The following is a 15,701-nucleotide window of genomic DNA, read 5'->3' as shown; positions in this document are numbered from 1 at the left end:
GGCAAGGCGGACGCATGGAAGAACTGGGTTATCGCCCCTGCGTGGGGGTCATGCTGGTCAACGCCGAAGGTCGCGCCTTCGTCGGCCGGAGGATCGACAACAAGGAAGGCGACTGGTGGCAAATGCCCCAGGGCGGCGTGGACGAAGGGGAGGACCTGCGCGAGGCCGCAATGCGCGAGCTGGCCGAGGAAACCGGCGTGCGGCCCGAACATGTTTCCATTCTCAAGCAGATGGACGAGCCGCTTCGTTACGACCTGCCCGAAGAGCTGATGGGCAAGCTGTGGGGCGGCCGGTATCGCGGGCAGGAACAGGTCTGGTTCCTCGCGCGCTTTTCCGGCACCGATGCCGACATCGACCTCGACGCGCACGACCCGCCCGAATTCTGCGACTGGAAATGGGTCGACCCCGAACAGCTCCCCGAGCTGATCGTGCCGTTCAAGAAGCGCGTCTATCGCACCGTGCTCGAGGCTTTCCGCGAGCTGGTATGATGGCTGGCCGGCCCCGGCCGGGCCAAGCGACCTAATTGGTCTGTGTCACCTGCGCTTCGGGCATGACGGCTTCGGCGGTCAGCACCGGCGCACTCGGTCCGCGTTCGATCGCGGAGGCGAGCTTTTGCGCCTCGGCACAACGTTCGCCGCACATGCTCTTGAGCTTGGCCAGATTGGCTTTCGCCTTTTCCACCGCGCCCTTCTCGACCAGTGCTTCGCCCTCGCCGGTGATCGCGGCAAGATTGCCCGGATCGCGCGCCAGCGCCTCCCGGTAATAATGGATTGCCTTGCCCTGCAACCCTTCGGCGCGAGCGGCGCGGGCCAGTTCGAGGTAAATGGCGGTATAACCGGGGTCCACCGCCAGTGCCGCCTCGAAGGCGTCGATCGCCCGCTGCGGTTCCTGCACCTCCAGCGCTGCTCGCCCTTCGGCCATCAGCGCCGCAGCACGCGGATCGGCCTCGCGCTCGGCCCCTTGCCCGACGCTCGCGGTGATCGCGGCGACCAGCATAAGAGCGGCGGCGGCAGGGGCAAAACGCATGATCGACTCCTGAAAGGAAAGGGAAACTGCAGATAGATCGTCTGCCATAACTCTCAGGTTAACACGCCAGTGTGGCGCGCGCGATGAAAAATCCGTCGGTGCCGTCGTGGGCGGGGGTCAGGCGGGTGCCGTCCCCCCGAACCCGGCCGAGCGGCAGGGATACGTCGTCCCCGCGCCAGTCGCGACGATCGGCAAGAAAGCGAGCGATGCGGTCGGCGCCTTCGGCATCGAGCAGCGAACAGGTCACATAGATCAACCGGCCACCGGGACGCACGAGCTGCGCGGCAAGGTCGAGCAGGCGATCCTGCGTTTCCGCAAACCGCGCCAGATGCACCGGATCGAGGCGCCAGCGCGCTTCCGGGTTGCGCCGCCATGTGCCGGTGCCCGAGCAGGGCGCATCGACCAGCACCGCATCGGCCTTGCCCCGAAATCGCTCGAGCGCTTCCAACTCGCGCCCGGGATCGAGCAGGACGCTCTCGATCATTCCGGCACCCGCCCGCGCGGCGCGGGGGTCGAGCTTGGACAGCCGCCCGCGGTCGGTATCGCTGGCCACCAGAACGCCCCGATTGCCCATCGCCGCGGCAAGCGCGAGGGTTTTGCCGCCTGCGCCGGCACACAGATCGATCACCGTCTCGCCCGGCCGGGCACCGACGGCAAGGCAGGCAAGCTGGCTGCCGTGATCCTGGATTTCCACCAGGCCCTCGCGATAGGCCGGCCACTGGTCGACCGATGTTCCGGCCGGGAACCGCAAGGCGTCAGGCGCGGCGAGCGGCTCGCCCGGCGCGGGCAAATCGAGGTTTTCGCGCTCGGCCTTCAGGGTATTGACCCTCAGGTCGAGAGGCGCGCGATCGAGCAGCGCCGCCGCCTCCGCCCCTGCGATGCCCGAGGCTGCGAGAGCATCGACAAGCCAGTCGGGGGCCAGGCCGGGTTCGGCCACGGTCTCCTCTGCAGCAATCGGCCGGGGACCGTGCCGGGAACCGTCGAACAGCGGCAACAGCGAAGCATCTTCGCGCGCGAGCCGTACCATCGCGGCCCGCCCGCTCGCGGGAACCGGGCCGCAAGCACGGATCGCGCGATAGACCAGGTCGCGAACCGCGCGCCGGTCCTTGCTGCCCGCATAGCGCCGCTGGCGAAAATAGTCCGCGACAAGGCGGTCGGCCGGCGCACCGCGGCCCTGCGCGCCGGCGACGATCGCGTCGAGCAGTTCGATGGCCGCCTGGACACGCGCGGCGGGGGTCACGTTCCCGCTTCCCGGGCAAGACCGGCCTTGCGAACCGGCGCGGGCGTCCGCACGGCCCGCTTACCGGGAGAGGACGACCCCCTCATCGCGTGGGATAGTTGGGCGCCTCGCGCGTGATGGCCACATCGTGGACGTGGCTCTCGCTCAACCCTGCATTGGTGATGCGAACGAAGCGCGCGCGCGTGCGCAAGTCGTCGATCGTCGCGCTGCCGGTATAGCCCATTGCGGCTTTCACCCCGCCGACAAGCTGGTGGATCACGTCGGCCGCCGGCCCCTTGAACGGAACCTGGCCCTCGATCCCTTCAGGCACGAGCTTCATCGCCGAAACGTCCTGCTGGAAATAGCGGTCCGCACTGCCGCGCGACATTGCACCGACGCTGCCCATGCCGCGGTAGGCCTTGTAGCTGCGCCCCTGGTAAAGGAACGTCTCGCCCGGGCTTTCCGCCGTTCCGGCGAGCATGGAGCCGACCATTACGGTCGATGCACCGGCGGCAAGCGCCTTGGCCGCGTCGCCGCTGGTCCGCAAGCCGCCGTCGGCGATTACCGGCACGCCGGATTTCGCGGCTTCTTCCGCACAGTCCATGATCGCGGTCAGCTGGGGCACACCGACACCGGCGACGATGCGCGTGGTGCAGATAGAGCCCGGCCCGATCCCGACCTTGATCGCATCGGCGCCTGCGTCGATCAGCGCCCGCGTCGCTTCCGCGGTGGCGACATTGCCGGCGACGATCTGGACCGAGTTCGACAGGGCCTTCGCCCGTTCGACCGCCCGCGCCACATCCTTGTTGTGCCCGTGCGCCGTGTCGATGATGACGACGTCCACTTCCGCCTCGACCAGCGCCTTCGTGCGTTCCAGTCCATTGTCGCCCACGGTAGAGGCGGCCGCGACGCGCAACCTGCCGGCGGCATCCTTGGTCGCGTGCGGATAGTTGACCGCCTTCTCGATGTCCTTGACCGTGATCAGCCCGATGCAGCGGTAATCGTCGTCGACCACCAGCAGCTTCTCGATCCGCCGCTGGTGCAGCAGGCGGCGCGCCTCGTCCTGCCCGGTGCCCAGCGGCACGGTGGCGAGATTGTCGGTCGTCATCAGTTCGCGCACCGGCTGCGCCAGGTTCTCGGCGAAGCGCACGTCGCGGTTGGTCAGAATGCCGACCAGCTTGCCCCCGCGGTCGGTCACGGGAATGCCGCTGATGCGATGTTGCTGCATCAGCGCCTGTGCATCGCCCAGCGTCGCATCGGGCGAGATGGTGATAGGATTGACCACCATGCCGCTTTCGAACCGCTTGACCGCACGCACCGCCGTGCACTGCTGCTCGATCGTCAGATTGCGGTGGAGCACGCCGATCCCGCCCAGTTGCGCCATGACGATCGCCATGTCGGCTTCGGTCACCGTGTCCATAGCGGCCGAAAGAACCGGAATGTTCAGCGCGATCTGGCGGGTCAGCTGCGTGCGCGTATCCGCCATCGAAGGCAGAATGTCGCTTTCGCCCGGCCGCAACAGAACGTCGTCGAACGTCAGGCCGAGGGGGATGTCGATGGAAGCCACGTGAAAATCTTTCGCCGGGAGAATCGTGGCGGCCCATGTAACCGCATGACCCGCCAGCCGCTAGGGGTGCAGGCCAATTAATCGCGCAGGCTCAACGCGCAGGGGCGGGATAACTCTCGATACTGGCGAAATGGCGCACCAATGCCACGTGCAGCAGAACGTCTTCCGCTGCGCCGCCCAGTTCGAGGCGGTCGTCGGCCACGTCCCCCGCGCGGTGATATCGCTCGCGCATGAAAGTCTCCAGCGCCTCGCGATCGGCAAAGGCGGCGGAAACGGCCAGGGCGGGTACATCGTGCTGGAGCAGCGCCCAGCCGTCCTGCCGCCGAAGATAGCGGTTGGCGTATGCGTGATCGCCCGCCTTGCGCCCGGTCGCGGCGATGATCCGCGCGACATCGTCGTCGAGAGCCGTCATCGCATGGCCGACGATGGCGACCGGCCCGCCGCGCGGAGCGATCGCCACGGTATCGACATTGAACGCGGCCACGATGGTATCGAGCGGCAGCGCCGGATCGCGCGCGAACGCTCGCGCGCCCAGCAGGCCCCATTCTTCGGCCGTGGTGGCGAGGAAGTAGACATCGCGGTCGAGCTGCGCCGGCTGCCCGGCAAGCCGCCGCGCGACCGCGCTCAGAAGGGCGAGCCCGCTGGCATTGTCCACGGCACCGTTGCAGATCGCGACCGGCTGATCGCCTTCGGCGCAGTGCCCGAAATGGTCCCAGTGGGCGAGCAGCAGGACCGCGCCCGCATCGGGGCGCCTGCCCGGCAGGCGGGCGATCAGGTTGTGCGTGCGCACCTCTGCCTGGAGCGACGTCGCCTCCAGCCGGGCTTCGAGATCGAGCGGCCGCGGGCGGAAGCCGGGAAGCGCGGCCGCGGCGGAAAGCGCCGCGAAACGATCCGCCCCCAGCAGCGCGCGCGCACCCGCCGCCGATATCAGCCCATCCAGCCTGGCACCGTCCTCGTCATGCAGCAGGCGATAGGAACCCTTGCTGCGGCGGTCGGTCAGTTCGCGCAACTCGGCATCGTCGGGCACGACCGCCAGCACCGCCGCCGCCCCTTTTTCCAGCAACGCGTCGTGCTGTTCGATCTTGCGCGGGTGATCCCACAGCATCAACGCGACGCGACCGGCCAGCTCCGACTGGTCGAGCGCCTCCCCGGCCCGGCCCACGAACACGACGGGACTGCGTTCGAGAAGCGAACGACGGCCGGAGGTGTAGAGGTGCACCGCACCTTCGGGCACCGCGATTTCGCGCCCCCCGCGATAGAAATGCGCAACCGACCGGTCGGGCGTATTGAGCTGCAGCGCGACCGGAGCGAACCAGGGATTGGCGGGGTCGTTGGTACCCGATTCGAGGCCGGCGGCCTGCCAGGTCTGCGAAAGATGGCGCAACGTCTTCGCCTCGCCCGGCGTACCCGGCCGGCGCCCTTCGAACTCATCGCCGGCCAGCACGGCGATGTCGGCGGCAAGCTCGCTTTCGATCGCGTTCAGCGCATCGGCGGGTGTCGGCGCAATACGCGCAGGGGCGCAGCTCGCGGCGACGAGCGCGCAAACAACTGCCAGCGCCCGGCGTGCCGCATGTGCCCCCGTCGCCATCGCTCCTCCTACTCGGCGGTCCAGCCGCCATCGACGCTCCAGTTGGCGCCGGTAACGTTGCTCGCCTCCTCACGGCAAAGAAACACTGCCAGGGCCCCGAGTTCCTCGGGCTGCACGAAACGCTTGGTCGGCTGCTTGGCGAGCAACACGTCGTTGATCACCTGCTCGCGCGTCAGACCCCGGGCCTTCATCGTGTCGGGAATCTGGTTCTCGACCAGCGGCGTCCAGGCATAGCCGGGGCTGATGCAGTTGGCCGTGACCCCGCTCTGCGCCAGTTCGAGGGCGACGGTCTTGGTGAACCCGTCCAGGCCGTGCTTGGTAGCGTTGTAGGCGCTCTTGAAAGGCGAAGCGGTCTTGGAATGGGCGCTGGCGGTGTTGATGATCCGTCCCCACCCCTGCGCCTTCATATGAGGCACCGCGCGGCGGACGGTGTGGAACGCGGCCGAGAGATTGAGCGCGACGATCGCGTCCCACCGCTCGACCGGAAATTCCTCCACCGGGGCGACGTGCTGCATTCCGGCATTGTTGACCAGTATGTCCACCGGACCGGCTGCGTCCATCAGCGCCTCGCATCCTTCGGCAGTGGTCAGGTCGGCACCGACGTGTTCGGCCCCCAGCTCATCGCACAACGACGCAATTTCGTCCTCGTCGCCAAAGCCGTTGAGCACGACCTGCGCCCCTTCGCCCGAGAGCGCACGCGCGATGGCGAGCCCGATGCCCGATGTCGATCCGGTAATCAGAGCCCGCTTGCCGGTGAGGAACATGTCAAAACTCCCGTGGATTTCAATTGCGTCGCACTGCATAACCGCTTTCGCGACCGCAAAGGCCTCTGTCCAGAGGATATCATCGCGCAGGCACCGGCAGGGAGGAAACGATGCGGCTCAAACGGTTCGATCCAGGCAATATCCGCGTCCGGCAGGGCGGCACCGGCGGGGGTTTTCCGGGTGGCGGCGGAGGCAAGCTGGGTTGCGGATCGCTGGTCGTCGTCGTGATCGCGGCGCTCGTGTTCGGCGTCGACCCCGGGCAGATGCTGGGCACGCTCGACAGCGTGCAGCAAACCGCGCCGAACGGCCAGCAGCAGGCCGGGCTTTCGGAAACCGAAGTCTGCCAACAGAACGCCTATGCGCTCGAAGCGTGCAACGCGCTCGATTCGCTCAATCGCACCTGGCAACCCGAATTCGCGCGTGCCGGAATCGCGTTTCAAGACCCTGTGCTGGAATTCTACCAGGGCGGCACGCCGTCCGGCTGCGGCGCGGCCTCGAGCGCCAGCGGCCCGTTCTACTGCCCGGCGGACCAGGGAATCTATATCGATACGAGCTTCTACGACACGCTCTCCGGGCAATTGGGAGCCGGAGGCGACTTCGCGCGCTATTACGTCATGGCGCACGAATACGGTCATCATATCCAGAACCTCACCGGCCTGGCCGCGCAGGTCCGCAGCGCCCAGGCGCAGAATCCGGGCAGCGCGAACCGGTTGCAGGTCCTGATGGAATTGCAGGCCGATTGCTACGCCGGTGTGTGGGCGGGCAAGAACCGCAATCTGATCGAACCCGGCGACATGGAGGAAGGGCTTCGCGCAGCCAGCGCCATCGGCGACGACACGCTGCAGCGGCGCGCGGGACAACAGGCCAATCCGGAAAGTTTCACACACGGATCGAGCACGCAGCGCATGGATGCGCTGCGCCGGGGCATGGAGAGTGGCGATGACACGGTTTGCGATGCCTATTTCCAAACGCGCTAGCGCCAGCGCAAGCACCTTCCTCGCCATCGCCGCGAGCGCGGCGCTGCTGGCAGCTCCGCTGTCAGCCCGAGCGCAAGGCGGCATGGGCGGGGAGCCGGATGTCGAGGACGTCGCAAAGACGCCGCTGACCGATCTCAATCTGGCAAAGGACCCGATACCGGATCAGCTGCTGGCGGCGACGAAAGCCCCTTACGCAAGCGACGGCCTCGACGATTGCGGCGAGATCGGCGGCGCGATCGCGGAACTCGATGCCGTGCTGGGGCCCGACCTCGACGTGGCCGACGCGGAAGGCGGCGCGATTTCGGTGGGCCGCATCGCCCAAAGCGCGATCGGCTCGTTCATTCCTTTCCGCAGCATCGTCCGGGAAATCACCGGAGCCGCCGATCATCAGCGACAGTTCCAGGCCGCTATCGTGGCCGGCGCCATCCGACGCGGCTACCTGAAGGGGTTGGGCCAGCAGATGGGCTGTTCCTATCCGGCGCGGCCCGCATTTGCCAAAGTGCGCGTCGACGAGGAAAAGGGCGTCGAATGGGAAGACCGGGACAGGCCTCCCTCCCTCGCCACGCCGCCGGCGCCGAGAGACCGCGAAGGCGGCGGGACCGACGAGATCATCTTCGTCTCCGAGGAAGTCGTTCAGGACATCGGCGGCTAAGGTGCGCGCCGGCATCCGCGGCAATCGTGCCACGGCTCACTGCTACCGGGGCGTTCGGGCAATGGCCTCGTCGATCGACTGCAGGGCGCGCGCGCGGACTTCCGCCGAAAGCGCTTGGTCGCGGGCGACTTCGGCCCGCGCCTGACGCAACCCGGCGCGAGCCTCGGCATTGATCCGTGCGGTACAGATGCGGATAACCTCGCGGCCGCTCTCGCGACTTTGGTGGACGATCTCGTCGCCACGGCATCCCTCGATCACTTTCGGCGCGTTCGCCAGCGCCAGCCGCACTTCCCGCTCGATCCGCCGATCGAGACCGTCGAGTTCACGCAAGTCGGCTTCGAGCCGCGCCATGTCCGCCGCGAACTCCGCCCGATCGGCTTCCGACATGGCCGACATGTCGCGACCCAGCTTCGCCTTCAGGCGCGCCTGTTCCGCTGTCGTCCACGCCGTGTCGCGTTCGATCCGGCGGACGTGAGCCGAGCGAGGGTCGTCATCGTCGATGTCGATCCGTTCGACCTTGATCCGGCGCGCATCTTCGCTCGGCTGCGGCACCGGCGGCGCAGGCGGCACAGGCGGTGCGTCGGGCGCAAGCGGAACGGCGGGGGGCACAGGGGGTTCCGGCGCCCGGGGAGCCTCCGGGGGTGCGGGCGGCGGCGCTGGCACTTCCATGCTCTCGGCATAGGACACGGTCGCGGTCAGCGGCAGGGCCAGCAGGCCGGCTGCCAGGATAGCGCGACCGGCCATCCGGCGGCGCCGGGTGATATCGTTCATCGTCAGGCTCCTCAGGCGGTGAATTATCGACTTGTCCCCCAGCACCGGGCAGGCCATCGGCGCGGCGAGCGCCACACGCGGTCCGGCGGCGAAGCTGGCGATCACCCGCCCATATTCGGCGCGCGCCTGCCGATCACGTGTCTCGATCACCCGCGCATCGCACGCCGCCTCCTGATCCCGGCGCATGGCCTGCCAGCCGAGATAGGCGAGCGGGTTGAACCAATGCAGCGCGAAGAGGAACTGAGCCGCGAAATTGGCGAGCAGATCGTGGCCGCGGTGATGTGCCAGTTCGTGCGCCAGCGCCAGATCGCGCGCGGCACGGTCGCGCCAGGCCATGAAGCCGGGCGGGAGCGCGACCACCTTGTCGAGCACGCCGAACGCGATGGGCGCCCCGGTCTCGACCGTTTCGACCAGGCGGACCCGGCCTGCTTCCCCCACCGGCACGGCATCGGCGAGCAGGATGCGGCGGGCGCGATGATAGGCGGAAAACCGCAGCCACAGGAATCCCGCCACCCCGGCCAGCCACAGTGCAAGCAGCGCCGCCACCCAGGGGATGTTCGGCGACGCTGCCTGCACCGGGCCGCTCCCGTCCGGCAGGAGTGAGGGGTCGAAAGCGAAGTACGCGAATTCATCGACCGGCGGGGCACTGTCGGCCACCTCCGGCTGCGGCGCGAGCCAGGCCGGCAGGACCACCGGCGGCAGCAGGAGCCGCGCAAAGGGGAGCAGCCACAGGCCATAGGCGGCTTTCGCGCCGAAATGGCGGGCCACCGGCCGCCGCAACAACAGGACCAGCGCGATGAGTGCCGCGGTCCATACGAGCGTTTCGATCAGCCAGCTCATTGCCGCAGCTCCTTCAGCAGAGCCTCGATCTCGGCAAGATCGTCCTCGGTCAGAGCCTCTTCCTGCGCGAGATGCGCGAACAGCGGCGCTGCACGGCCGCCGAACAGTCGATCGACCAGCCGGCGCGATTCGCCCCCGACATAATCGGCGCGCGCCAGCAAGGGCGAATAGAGGAAGCGACGACCATCGGGCCGGGTCGCGACCGCTTGCTTCGTCACCAGGCGCGAGAGCAGCGTCTTGACTGTCGGCAGGCTCCAGTCGCGCTCCTCGCAGACTGCGGCGCAGACCTCTGCGGCGGTCAGCGGGTTTTTCTCCCACAGCACTTCCATCACCGCATGTTCGGCCTCGCTGATGCGATCGGGCCTGTCGTCATCGGGTCTAGCCATCGAACCCTCCCTTGCCTACACTTGTAGACATACCGATTACGTTTGTAAACATGAAGCGTGGATGAACCGATTGGCGGCGGCTCATGCCGCTGGTAGAGCCGGATCATGCGTCTGTCGGACTGTCACAATGTCGAAGATCTGCGCCAGCTGGCGCGGCGCCGCCTGCCCTGGCCGGTGTTCGACTATATCGACGGGGCGGCCGACGACGAGGCGACCAAGGCGCGCAACACGGCGGCGTTCGACGATGTCGACCTGGTGCCCAACGTGCTCGCCGGCGTGGCGCAGATCGACACCGGCTGCACGATCATGGGACGGCACAGCGCCCTGCCGCTGATCCTCAGCCCGACCGCGCTCCAGCGGGTTTTCCACTGGCAGGGCGAGCGTGCGGTGGCCCGCGCGGCCGAGCGTTTCGGCCTGTGGTTCGGCATCTCCAGCCTCGCCACGGTGAGCATTGAGGAAATCGCAGCGCTCGTTTCCGCACCCAAGATGTTCCAGCTCTACGTCCACAAGGATGCCGGCCTCAACGCTTCGATGATCGCGCGGTGCAAGGCGGCCGAATTCGACGCGCTGGCGCTGACGGTGGACACGATCGTTTCGGGCAAGCGCGAACGCTGCCAGCGCAGCGGCTTCACCACCCCGCCCCGCTTCACCCCATCCGCCGTCTGGTCGTATGCCACGCGGCCGCGCTGGACGCTCGATTACGTGCTGCGCGAAAAGTTTCGCCTGCCCAACCTCGACACGCATGTCAGCGAAGGGACGGGCAAGGCGGTGAGCATTGCCGAATATTTCAACACCATGCTCGACACCGCAATGGACTGGGACACCGCAGCGCGTATCCGGCAGGACTGGGGCGGGACCTTCTGCCTCAAGGGTGTGATGAGCGCGGCCGATGCGCGGCGGGCGGTCGAGATCGGGGCCGACGCGATCATGGTTTCGAACCACGGCGGCCGCCAGCTCGACGGCAGCCGCGCGCCGTTCGACCAGTTGGCGGAGATCGTCGACGCGGTCGGCGGCGAAATCGAGATAATCTGCGACGGCGGCATACGCCGGGGCACGCATGTCCTGAAGGCGCTGGCGACCGGCGCAAGCGCGGCATCGGGCGGGCGGCTCTATCTCTACATCTCTACGCCCTTGCCACCGCGGGGCAGCCGGGGGTCGAGCGCGCGCTGACCCTGCTGCGCGACGAGATCGAACGCGGGATGCGCCTGATGGGCGTGACGCAGGTCGACCAGCTGGATCGCACGATGTTGCGCAGCCGCCATGGCGGCTGAACCCGTGCGGCCATCTGGGCCGATCCCGCCGCGGGCGCTACGATAAGCGCGATGTTCACGCGATTCGCCCTTCTCGCCGCGCCATTCGCGCTCGCCGCCGCCGCCAGCGCGCAGGACGACCCTGCGCCCGCTCCGCCCCCTGCACCCGCCGGCACCCACGAAACCGCGCTGGTCGTGATCGAAACCGAACTGGGCGATATCACCGCTCGGATCGAAACCGAACGCGCGCCGGTGACCGCGGCCAACTTCCTCCGCTACGTCGACGAAGGGCGGTTCGACGGGACCGTGTTCTATCGCGCGATGCCGCTGGAATGGGGGGAACAGCCGAACGGGCTGATCCAAGCCGGAACGCAGCATGATCCCGAACGCGTATTGCCGCCGATCGCGCACGAACCGACCAGCGAGACCGGCGTTACCCACGTGCGCGGCGCGCTGTCGATGGCCCGCAACGCGCCGGGAACGGCGACCGGCGACTTTTCGATCGTGTTGCAGGAACAGCCGGGGATGGATGCAGACCCGGCTTCCGACGATCCCGAACTGCGCGCCGGCTATGCCGCCTTCGGGCGCGTGGTCGAGGGCATGGACGTGGTCGAGGCGATCCACGCCGCGCCGACCGATCCCGACGCAGGCGAAGGGTGGATGAAGGGCCAGATGCTCGACCCTCCCATCGAAATCGTGAAGATACGGCGCGTGCCCGCGGACGAAAGTTGAACCGCGGTCAGACCGGGCGCCGATCGAATTCCGCGCGCGCCGCCTCGATCGTCTCGCGATTGGCCATGGCCCAGCTGCCAAGCGCCAGAACCGGCTCGCGCAGCGACCGCCCCAGATCGGTCAGCGAATAATCCACCCGCGGCGGCACGCTGGGGGTAACCGCGCGCGACACCAGCCCGTCGCGCTCCAGCGCGCGCAGGGTGCGGGTGAGCATGCGCTGCGAGATGCCGTCGATCGCGCGGCGCAATTCGTTGAACCGCACCGGCCCGTCGGCAAGCGTCATCACGACCTGCATCGACCACTTGTCCCCCACCCGGGCGAGAATGTCGTTCACCGCCCGGCAGCGAACCGCGACATGGTCGCCCCCGGTCACATCGATGTGCCCTGCGGACGACGATGTGCCTCCTTGCAGCGATGTGGCGACAGTATCCATATGCCTCCTAGTTATCATCCGTAACCAGGGAATCAACGAGCCATGCAAATCCTCCGTATCGATAGCGCAAGCACCGGCGACAGTTCGGTCAGCCGCGTGCTGACCCAGGCGATCGTCGATCATTTCCGGGCCGCCAATCCCGGCGCGAACGTGATCGAGCGCGATCTCGTCGCCGACCCCCTGCCGCATATCGACGTGGCGCGCACCGGCGCGATTCACCAGCCGCCCGAAACCCACGACGCGGCCATGGCCGACGTCTTCCCCGAGGAACGCGCAGTGCTGGACGAGTTCCTCGCGTCGGACGTCGTGATCGTCGGCGCGCCGATGTACAACTTCTCCATCCCCAGCCAGCTCAAGGCATGGATCGACCGGCTCGGCGTGCCCGGGGTCACGTTCACTTACAAGGACGGCGCTCCGCAAGGGCTCGCCGGCGGCCGGCGGGTGATCGTCGCCTCGGCGCGCGGCGGCGCCTACGAAATGGGCGGCCCGGCCGAGCATCAGGAAACCTTGCTGCGCGATTTCTTCGCGTTCATCGGCCTGCCGGATGTAACCTTCGTCCGCGCGGAAAAGACCGGCTTCGGACCGGAGGTTCGCGATCAGGCCATTGCGGATGCCAGGGAGCGGATCGCGCAGCTCTGACGCTTTCCGACGCTTGCGCAACGGTTCGCCGCACGCCCGCATCGGTTTGTCGGAGGTCTCCCTCAGGCGCAAACCCGTTCATCTGAGGTTGGGGATCGATGAACAAGGTGGGTCGTAATGGCACCGCAGGCCCAGTTAGGGAGTCGAAAGATGAAAAAGACACTGTTCGCAATCGCCGCCGCCTCCATGGCGGTCACCGCAACCCCGGCGATGGCCGATCCGCCGCCTTGGGCACCGGCGCACGGCAAGCGTTACAAGGATTCGCGCTACGACGATCGCGGCCGCTATTACGAGCCGCGCCGGATCACGCGCAGTTCGTACATGTGGCGCGGCGACGACGGCCGCTACTACTGCCGCCGCGACAACGGCACCACCGGCCTGGTCATCGGCGCGGGTGTCGGGGCGCTCGCCGGACACGAGATCGCAGGGCGCGGCGATCGAACGCTGGGTGCGATCCTGGGCGGTGCCGTCGGCGCGGTGATCGGTCGCGAGATCGACCGCGGCACGCTCAAATGCCGCTAGGCTGAGGGGTTTCGGCCTCATCTGCGATTACAGTGAGGACGCGCCGTTCGCCCGAACGGCGCGTCTTTTGCTTTGCCCGCCGGCCTCGCTGTGCTTGAGTGGAGGCGATGAACGAGCCCGAGCAACACCGGCCGGCTGTCCTGGTCACCGGCGCCGCAAAGCGCATCGGGGCCGAGATCGCGCGCCATTTCGGCACCAAGGGCTGGCACGTCGTGGTGCATTTCCACCAGTCCGCGCGCGCGGCCGATGCGCTTGCCGCCTCCCTCCCCTCCGCCGAAACGGTCCACTGCGATCTTACGGACAGCGAAGCGGCGGTGGGAATGATCGACGATCTCGCCGCGCGGCTGCCCGATTGGCGGGTGCTGATCAATTCCGCTTCGATATTCCGCCCGGACGACGTGCGCGCGCTCGATCCGTCCATCTGGTCGCGCGCGATGCAGGTCAACGCCCTGGCCCCCGCGCGAATGGCGCAGGCCTTCCTCGCCGGCGCCCGCGCCCGGGGCGGACGGCGGGTCATCCAGATCACCGATCAGAAACTCGCCAATCCCAATCCCGACTTCTTCAGCTACACCATGAGCAAGCACGCCGCTGCGGCCACCGTGCCGATGCTGGCGATGGGCGCCGCCCGGGCGGAAGACCGGGTCTATGCGCTGGCCCCCGGCGCCATCCTGGCGAGTCACGACCAGAGCGAGGCGGAAACCGAAGTGTCGCACCGTCTCAACCTGCTGCAGCGCAAGACCGGGGCCGACGAGATTGCCCGGGCCTGCCTGTGGCTGGCGCAGGGCTGGCTGGCGAGTGGGGAGACGCTTTACGTCGACAGCGGGCAGCACCTGCTCTCGCAACCGCGCGACGTCATCTACCTCGCGCGCGAAGGCGCGGCCGGGTGAAGCGGCACGCCCTCTCGACCCGGCTGTGGCACTGGCTCAACCTCGCCTGCGTGGTCGTGCTGTTCATGTCGGGCCTCAACATCTCCAATGCGCATCCGCACCTCTACTGGGGCGATTGGGGCTTCGATCCGCGCGACGCCTGGCTCAGCGTGCCGCGCTTCCCCGGATGGATGACGATACCGGGCCATTACAGTCTCGCCGCCGCGCGCGACTGGCACATCCTGATGGCCTGGCCTTTCGCGCTGGGCCTGCTGTTCATGTGGGCGGCAATGCTCGCCAACGGGCATTTCCGGCGCGATATCGCGACCGCGCCGCGGGAATGGCGCTGGAGCGCGATCCGCGAGGATATCGCCGCCCACCTTCGGCTCAATTTCCACCACGACGGGGGCAAGTACAATTTCCTTCAGAAGCTCGCCTACGGCCTCGTGCTCGGCGTTCTGCTGCCGCTGATGGTCGTGACCGGCATGGGCATCAGCCCAGGCTGGGAACCGCACCTGTCCTGGCTGATAGAGGCCATGGGCGGGCGGCAGTCGGTTCGCACGATCCACTTTCTCGCCGCCTGGGCGCTGTTCGCCTTCTTCGTGGTCCACGTTCTGCTGGTGCTGGTCTCCGGCCCAGTTCGGCAGTTGCGCGACATGATAACCGGGGGCCGCGAATGAGGCGTCGCAACGTCCTGATCGGCATGGGCGCCGCTTTTGCCGCCGGCTGCTCGAAAGTCGCCGACAGCGGCCCCGGGGCGAAGGCCCTCGCCGCCGCCGAGGACTGGCACCGCAAGGCCCAGCGGCTCTTCGCCGCCCGGACCGCGCTGGCGCCCGAATACGACCGTTCGGCGATCTCGCCCAGTTTCCGCGGCAACGGCTCGCTCACGGTGGACAGCGATGCCTATCGCGCGGCGCTGGCGCAGGGGTTCGCCGACTGGCGCCTCGAAGTGCGCGGGCTGGTCCGCCACCCGCTCTCGCTGAGCATGGACAACATCCGCCGCCTGCCGCAGCGGACCCAGGTCACCCGGCACGATTGCGTCGAGGGGTGGAGCGCCATCGGCGAATGGACCGGGCCGCAGCTCGGCACGATCCTGCAAGGCGCGGAGCTGTTGCCGGAGGCGAAATACATCGTCTTCCGCTGTGCCGACCGGCTGCGCGACGCCCCCTATTACGAGAGCATCGACCTTATCGATGCCTATCACCCGCAGACGATTATCGCGCACCGCCTCAACGGCGAGCCGCTGCCCGAACGCAACGGCGCGCCGCTGCGCGTGCGGATAGAGCGCCAGCTCGGCTACAAACATGCCAAGTATCTCACCGCGATCGAGGCCGTCGCCAGTCTGGAGGGGATCGGCCGCGGCGAAGGGGGATACTGGGAAGATCGCGGCTATCAATGGTATGCCGGGGTCTGAGCCGGGCATGACGGTGCCGTCCGCAGCGTCGCGCGTTATCACCGACGCAGTTCGG

The 15,701-nt window shown here is 67.9% G+C and carries 19 protein-coding genes; 11 read left to right on the top strand and 8 right to left on the bottom strand.

Annotated elements, in window-relative coordinates; translation table 11 throughout:
* Positions 1 to 14 precede the first annotated feature (14 nt).
* Entirely contained in the window at positions 15 to 488 is a 474-nt protein-coding gene (locus V5F89_RS07625) for an RNA pyrophosphohydrolase (RefSeq protein WP_338445063.1), read from the top strand.
* Positions 489 to 519: 31 nt separating this feature from the next.
* On the opposite strand, the gene V5F89_RS07620 is transcribed toward V5F89_RS07625, so the two are convergent.
* From V5F89_RS07620 to V5F89_RS07600, 5 genes are all read right to left on the bottom strand, one after another.
* A complete protein-coding gene (locus tag V5F89_RS07620) occupies positions 520 to 1,026 on the bottom strand; it encodes a tetratricopeptide repeat protein (protein WP_338445062.1) in 507 nt (168 codons plus the stop codon).
* 58 nt (positions 1,027 to 1,084) lie between these two features.
* A complete protein-coding gene (locus tag V5F89_RS07615; protein WP_338445061.1) occupies positions 1,085 to 2,266 on the bottom strand; it encodes an RsmB/NOP family class I SAM-dependent RNA methyltransferase in 1,182 nt (393 codons plus the stop codon).
* A gap of 82 nt (positions 2,267 to 2,348) precedes the next feature.
* Positions 2,349 to 3,803: an IMP dehydrogenase gene (gene guaB, locus V5F89_RS07610; RefSeq protein ID WP_338447536.1), complete on the bottom strand. Its 1,455-nt coding sequence runs from the start codon at positions 3,801 to 3,803 to the stop codon at positions 2,349 to 2,351.
* Between the two features lie 100 nt (positions 3,804 to 3,903).
* Positions 3,904 to 5,400 (bottom strand): M28 family peptidase, encoded by a 1,497-nt coding sequence (locus V5F89_RS07605; protein WP_338445060.1) that lies wholly within the window; start codon positions 5,398 to 5,400, stop codon positions 3,904 to 3,906.
* An 8-nt stretch (positions 5,401 to 5,408) separates the two neighbouring features.
* Complete coding sequence (locus tag V5F89_RS07600) at positions 5,409 to 6,164, bottom strand: 3-hydroxybutyrate dehydrogenase (RefSeq protein ID WP_338445059.1); 756 nt, start codon at positions 6,162 to 6,164, stop codon at positions 5,409 to 5,411.
* A gap of 110 nt (positions 6,165 to 6,274) precedes the next feature.
* Between V5F89_RS07600 and ypfJ the strand changes: the two genes are divergently transcribed.
* On the top strand, positions 6,275 to 7,141 hold the full coding sequence (ypfJ, locus tag V5F89_RS07595; RefSeq protein WP_338445058.1) for a KPN_02809 family neutral zinc metallopeptidase: 867 nt from the start codon (positions 6,275 to 6,277) through the stop codon (positions 7,139 to 7,141).
* Positions 7,119 to 7,793, top strand: coding sequence for a hypothetical protein (locus V5F89_RS07590; RefSeq protein WP_338445057.1), 675 nt, complete (start codon positions 7,119 to 7,121; stop codon positions 7,791 to 7,793). Before ypfJ ends, V5F89_RS07590 begins: the two co-directional genes overlap by 23 nt.
* 42 nt (positions 7,794 to 7,835) lie before the next feature.
* On the opposite strand, the gene V5F89_RS07585 is transcribed toward V5F89_RS07590, so the two are convergent.
* Positions 7,836 to 9,404, bottom strand: a complete 1,569-nt coding sequence (locus V5F89_RS07585; RefSeq protein ID WP_338445056.1) for a M56 family metallopeptidase — start codon at positions 9,402 to 9,404, stop codon at positions 7,836 to 7,838.
* A complete protein-coding gene (locus V5F89_RS07580) occupies positions 9,401 to 9,790 on the bottom strand; it encodes a BlaI/MecI/CopY family transcriptional regulator (protein ID WP_338445055.1) in 390 nt (129 codons plus the stop codon). Before V5F89_RS07580 ends, V5F89_RS07585 begins: the two co-directional genes overlap by 4 nt.
* A 105-nt stretch (positions 9,791 to 9,895) precedes the next feature.
* Here V5F89_RS07580 and V5F89_RS07575 point away from each other — a divergent pair, with 105 nt between their 5' ends.
* From V5F89_RS07575 to V5F89_RS07565, 3 genes are read left to right on the top strand one after another with little or no spacing between them, the layout of a single operon-like run.
* The gene (locus V5F89_RS07575) at positions 9,896 to 10,960 is read left to right on the top strand and encodes an alpha-hydroxy acid oxidase (protein WP_338445054.1); all 1,065 of its coding nucleotides are present in this window, start codon (positions 9,896 to 9,898) and stop codon (positions 10,958 to 10,960) included.
* Positions 10,885 to 11,061: an alpha-hydroxy-acid oxidizing protein gene (locus tag V5F89_RS07570; protein WP_338447535.1), complete on the top strand. Its 177-nt coding sequence runs from the start codon at positions 10,885 to 10,887 to the stop codon at positions 11,059 to 11,061. The genes V5F89_RS07575 and V5F89_RS07570 overlap by 76 nt, the downstream gene beginning before the upstream one ends.
* Before the next feature lie 51 nt (positions 11,062 to 11,112).
* Positions 11,113 to 11,772 (top strand): peptidylprolyl isomerase, encoded by a 660-nt coding sequence (locus tag V5F89_RS07565; protein WP_338445053.1) that lies wholly within the window; start codon positions 11,113 to 11,115, stop codon positions 11,770 to 11,772.
* A gap of 7 nt (positions 11,773 to 11,779) precedes the next feature.
* On the opposite strand, the gene V5F89_RS07560 is transcribed toward V5F89_RS07565, so the two are convergent.
* Positions 11,780 to 12,205, bottom strand: a complete 426-nt coding sequence (locus V5F89_RS07560) for a helix-turn-helix domain-containing protein (RefSeq protein WP_338445052.1) — start codon at positions 12,203 to 12,205, stop codon at positions 11,780 to 11,782.
* A 42-nt stretch (positions 12,206 to 12,247) separates the two neighbouring features.
* On the opposite strand from V5F89_RS07560, the gene V5F89_RS07555 reads away from it, so the two are divergent.
* The 5 genes from V5F89_RS07555 (at position 12,248) to V5F89_RS07535 (ending at position 15,646) form a co-directional block, all read left to right on the top strand.
* Entirely contained in the window at positions 12,248 to 12,844 is a 597-nt protein-coding gene (locus V5F89_RS07555) for an FMN-dependent NADH-azoreductase (RefSeq protein ID WP_338445051.1), read from the top strand.
* A 150-nt stretch (positions 12,845 to 12,994) separates the two neighbouring features.
* Entirely contained in the window at positions 12,995 to 13,366 is a 372-nt protein-coding gene (locus tag V5F89_RS07550) for a glycine zipper 2TM domain-containing protein (RefSeq protein WP_338445050.1), read from the top strand.
* A 107-nt stretch (positions 13,367 to 13,473) separates the two neighbouring features.
* Positions 13,474 to 14,253 carry an SDR family oxidoreductase gene (locus V5F89_RS07545; protein ID WP_338445049.1) on the top strand — a complete coding sequence of 260 codons (780 nt, stop codon included), beginning with the start codon at positions 13,474 to 13,476 and terminating at the stop codon, positions 14,251 to 14,253.
* Positions 14,250 to 14,912 (top strand): cytochrome b/b6 domain-containing protein, encoded by a 663-nt coding sequence (locus V5F89_RS07540; protein ID WP_338445048.1) that lies wholly within the window; start codon positions 14,250 to 14,252, stop codon positions 14,910 to 14,912. The genes V5F89_RS07545 and V5F89_RS07540 overlap by 4 nt, the downstream gene beginning before the upstream one ends.
* On the top strand, positions 14,909 to 15,646 hold the full coding sequence (locus V5F89_RS07535) for a molybdopterin-dependent oxidoreductase (protein WP_338445047.1): 738 nt from the start codon (positions 14,909 to 14,911) through the stop codon (positions 15,644 to 15,646). Before V5F89_RS07540 ends, V5F89_RS07535 begins: the two co-directional genes overlap by 4 nt.
* Positions 15,647 to 15,701: the final 55 nt, after the last annotated feature.

It is taken from the genome of Pelagerythrobacter marensis (assembly GCF_036700095.1).
GTDB classification, from domain to species: Bacteria; Pseudomonadota; Alphaproteobacteria; order Sphingomonadales; family Sphingomonadaceae; genus Pelagerythrobacter; species Pelagerythrobacter marensis_A.
This window is presented reverse-complemented; position numbering and strand designations above follow the sequence as displayed.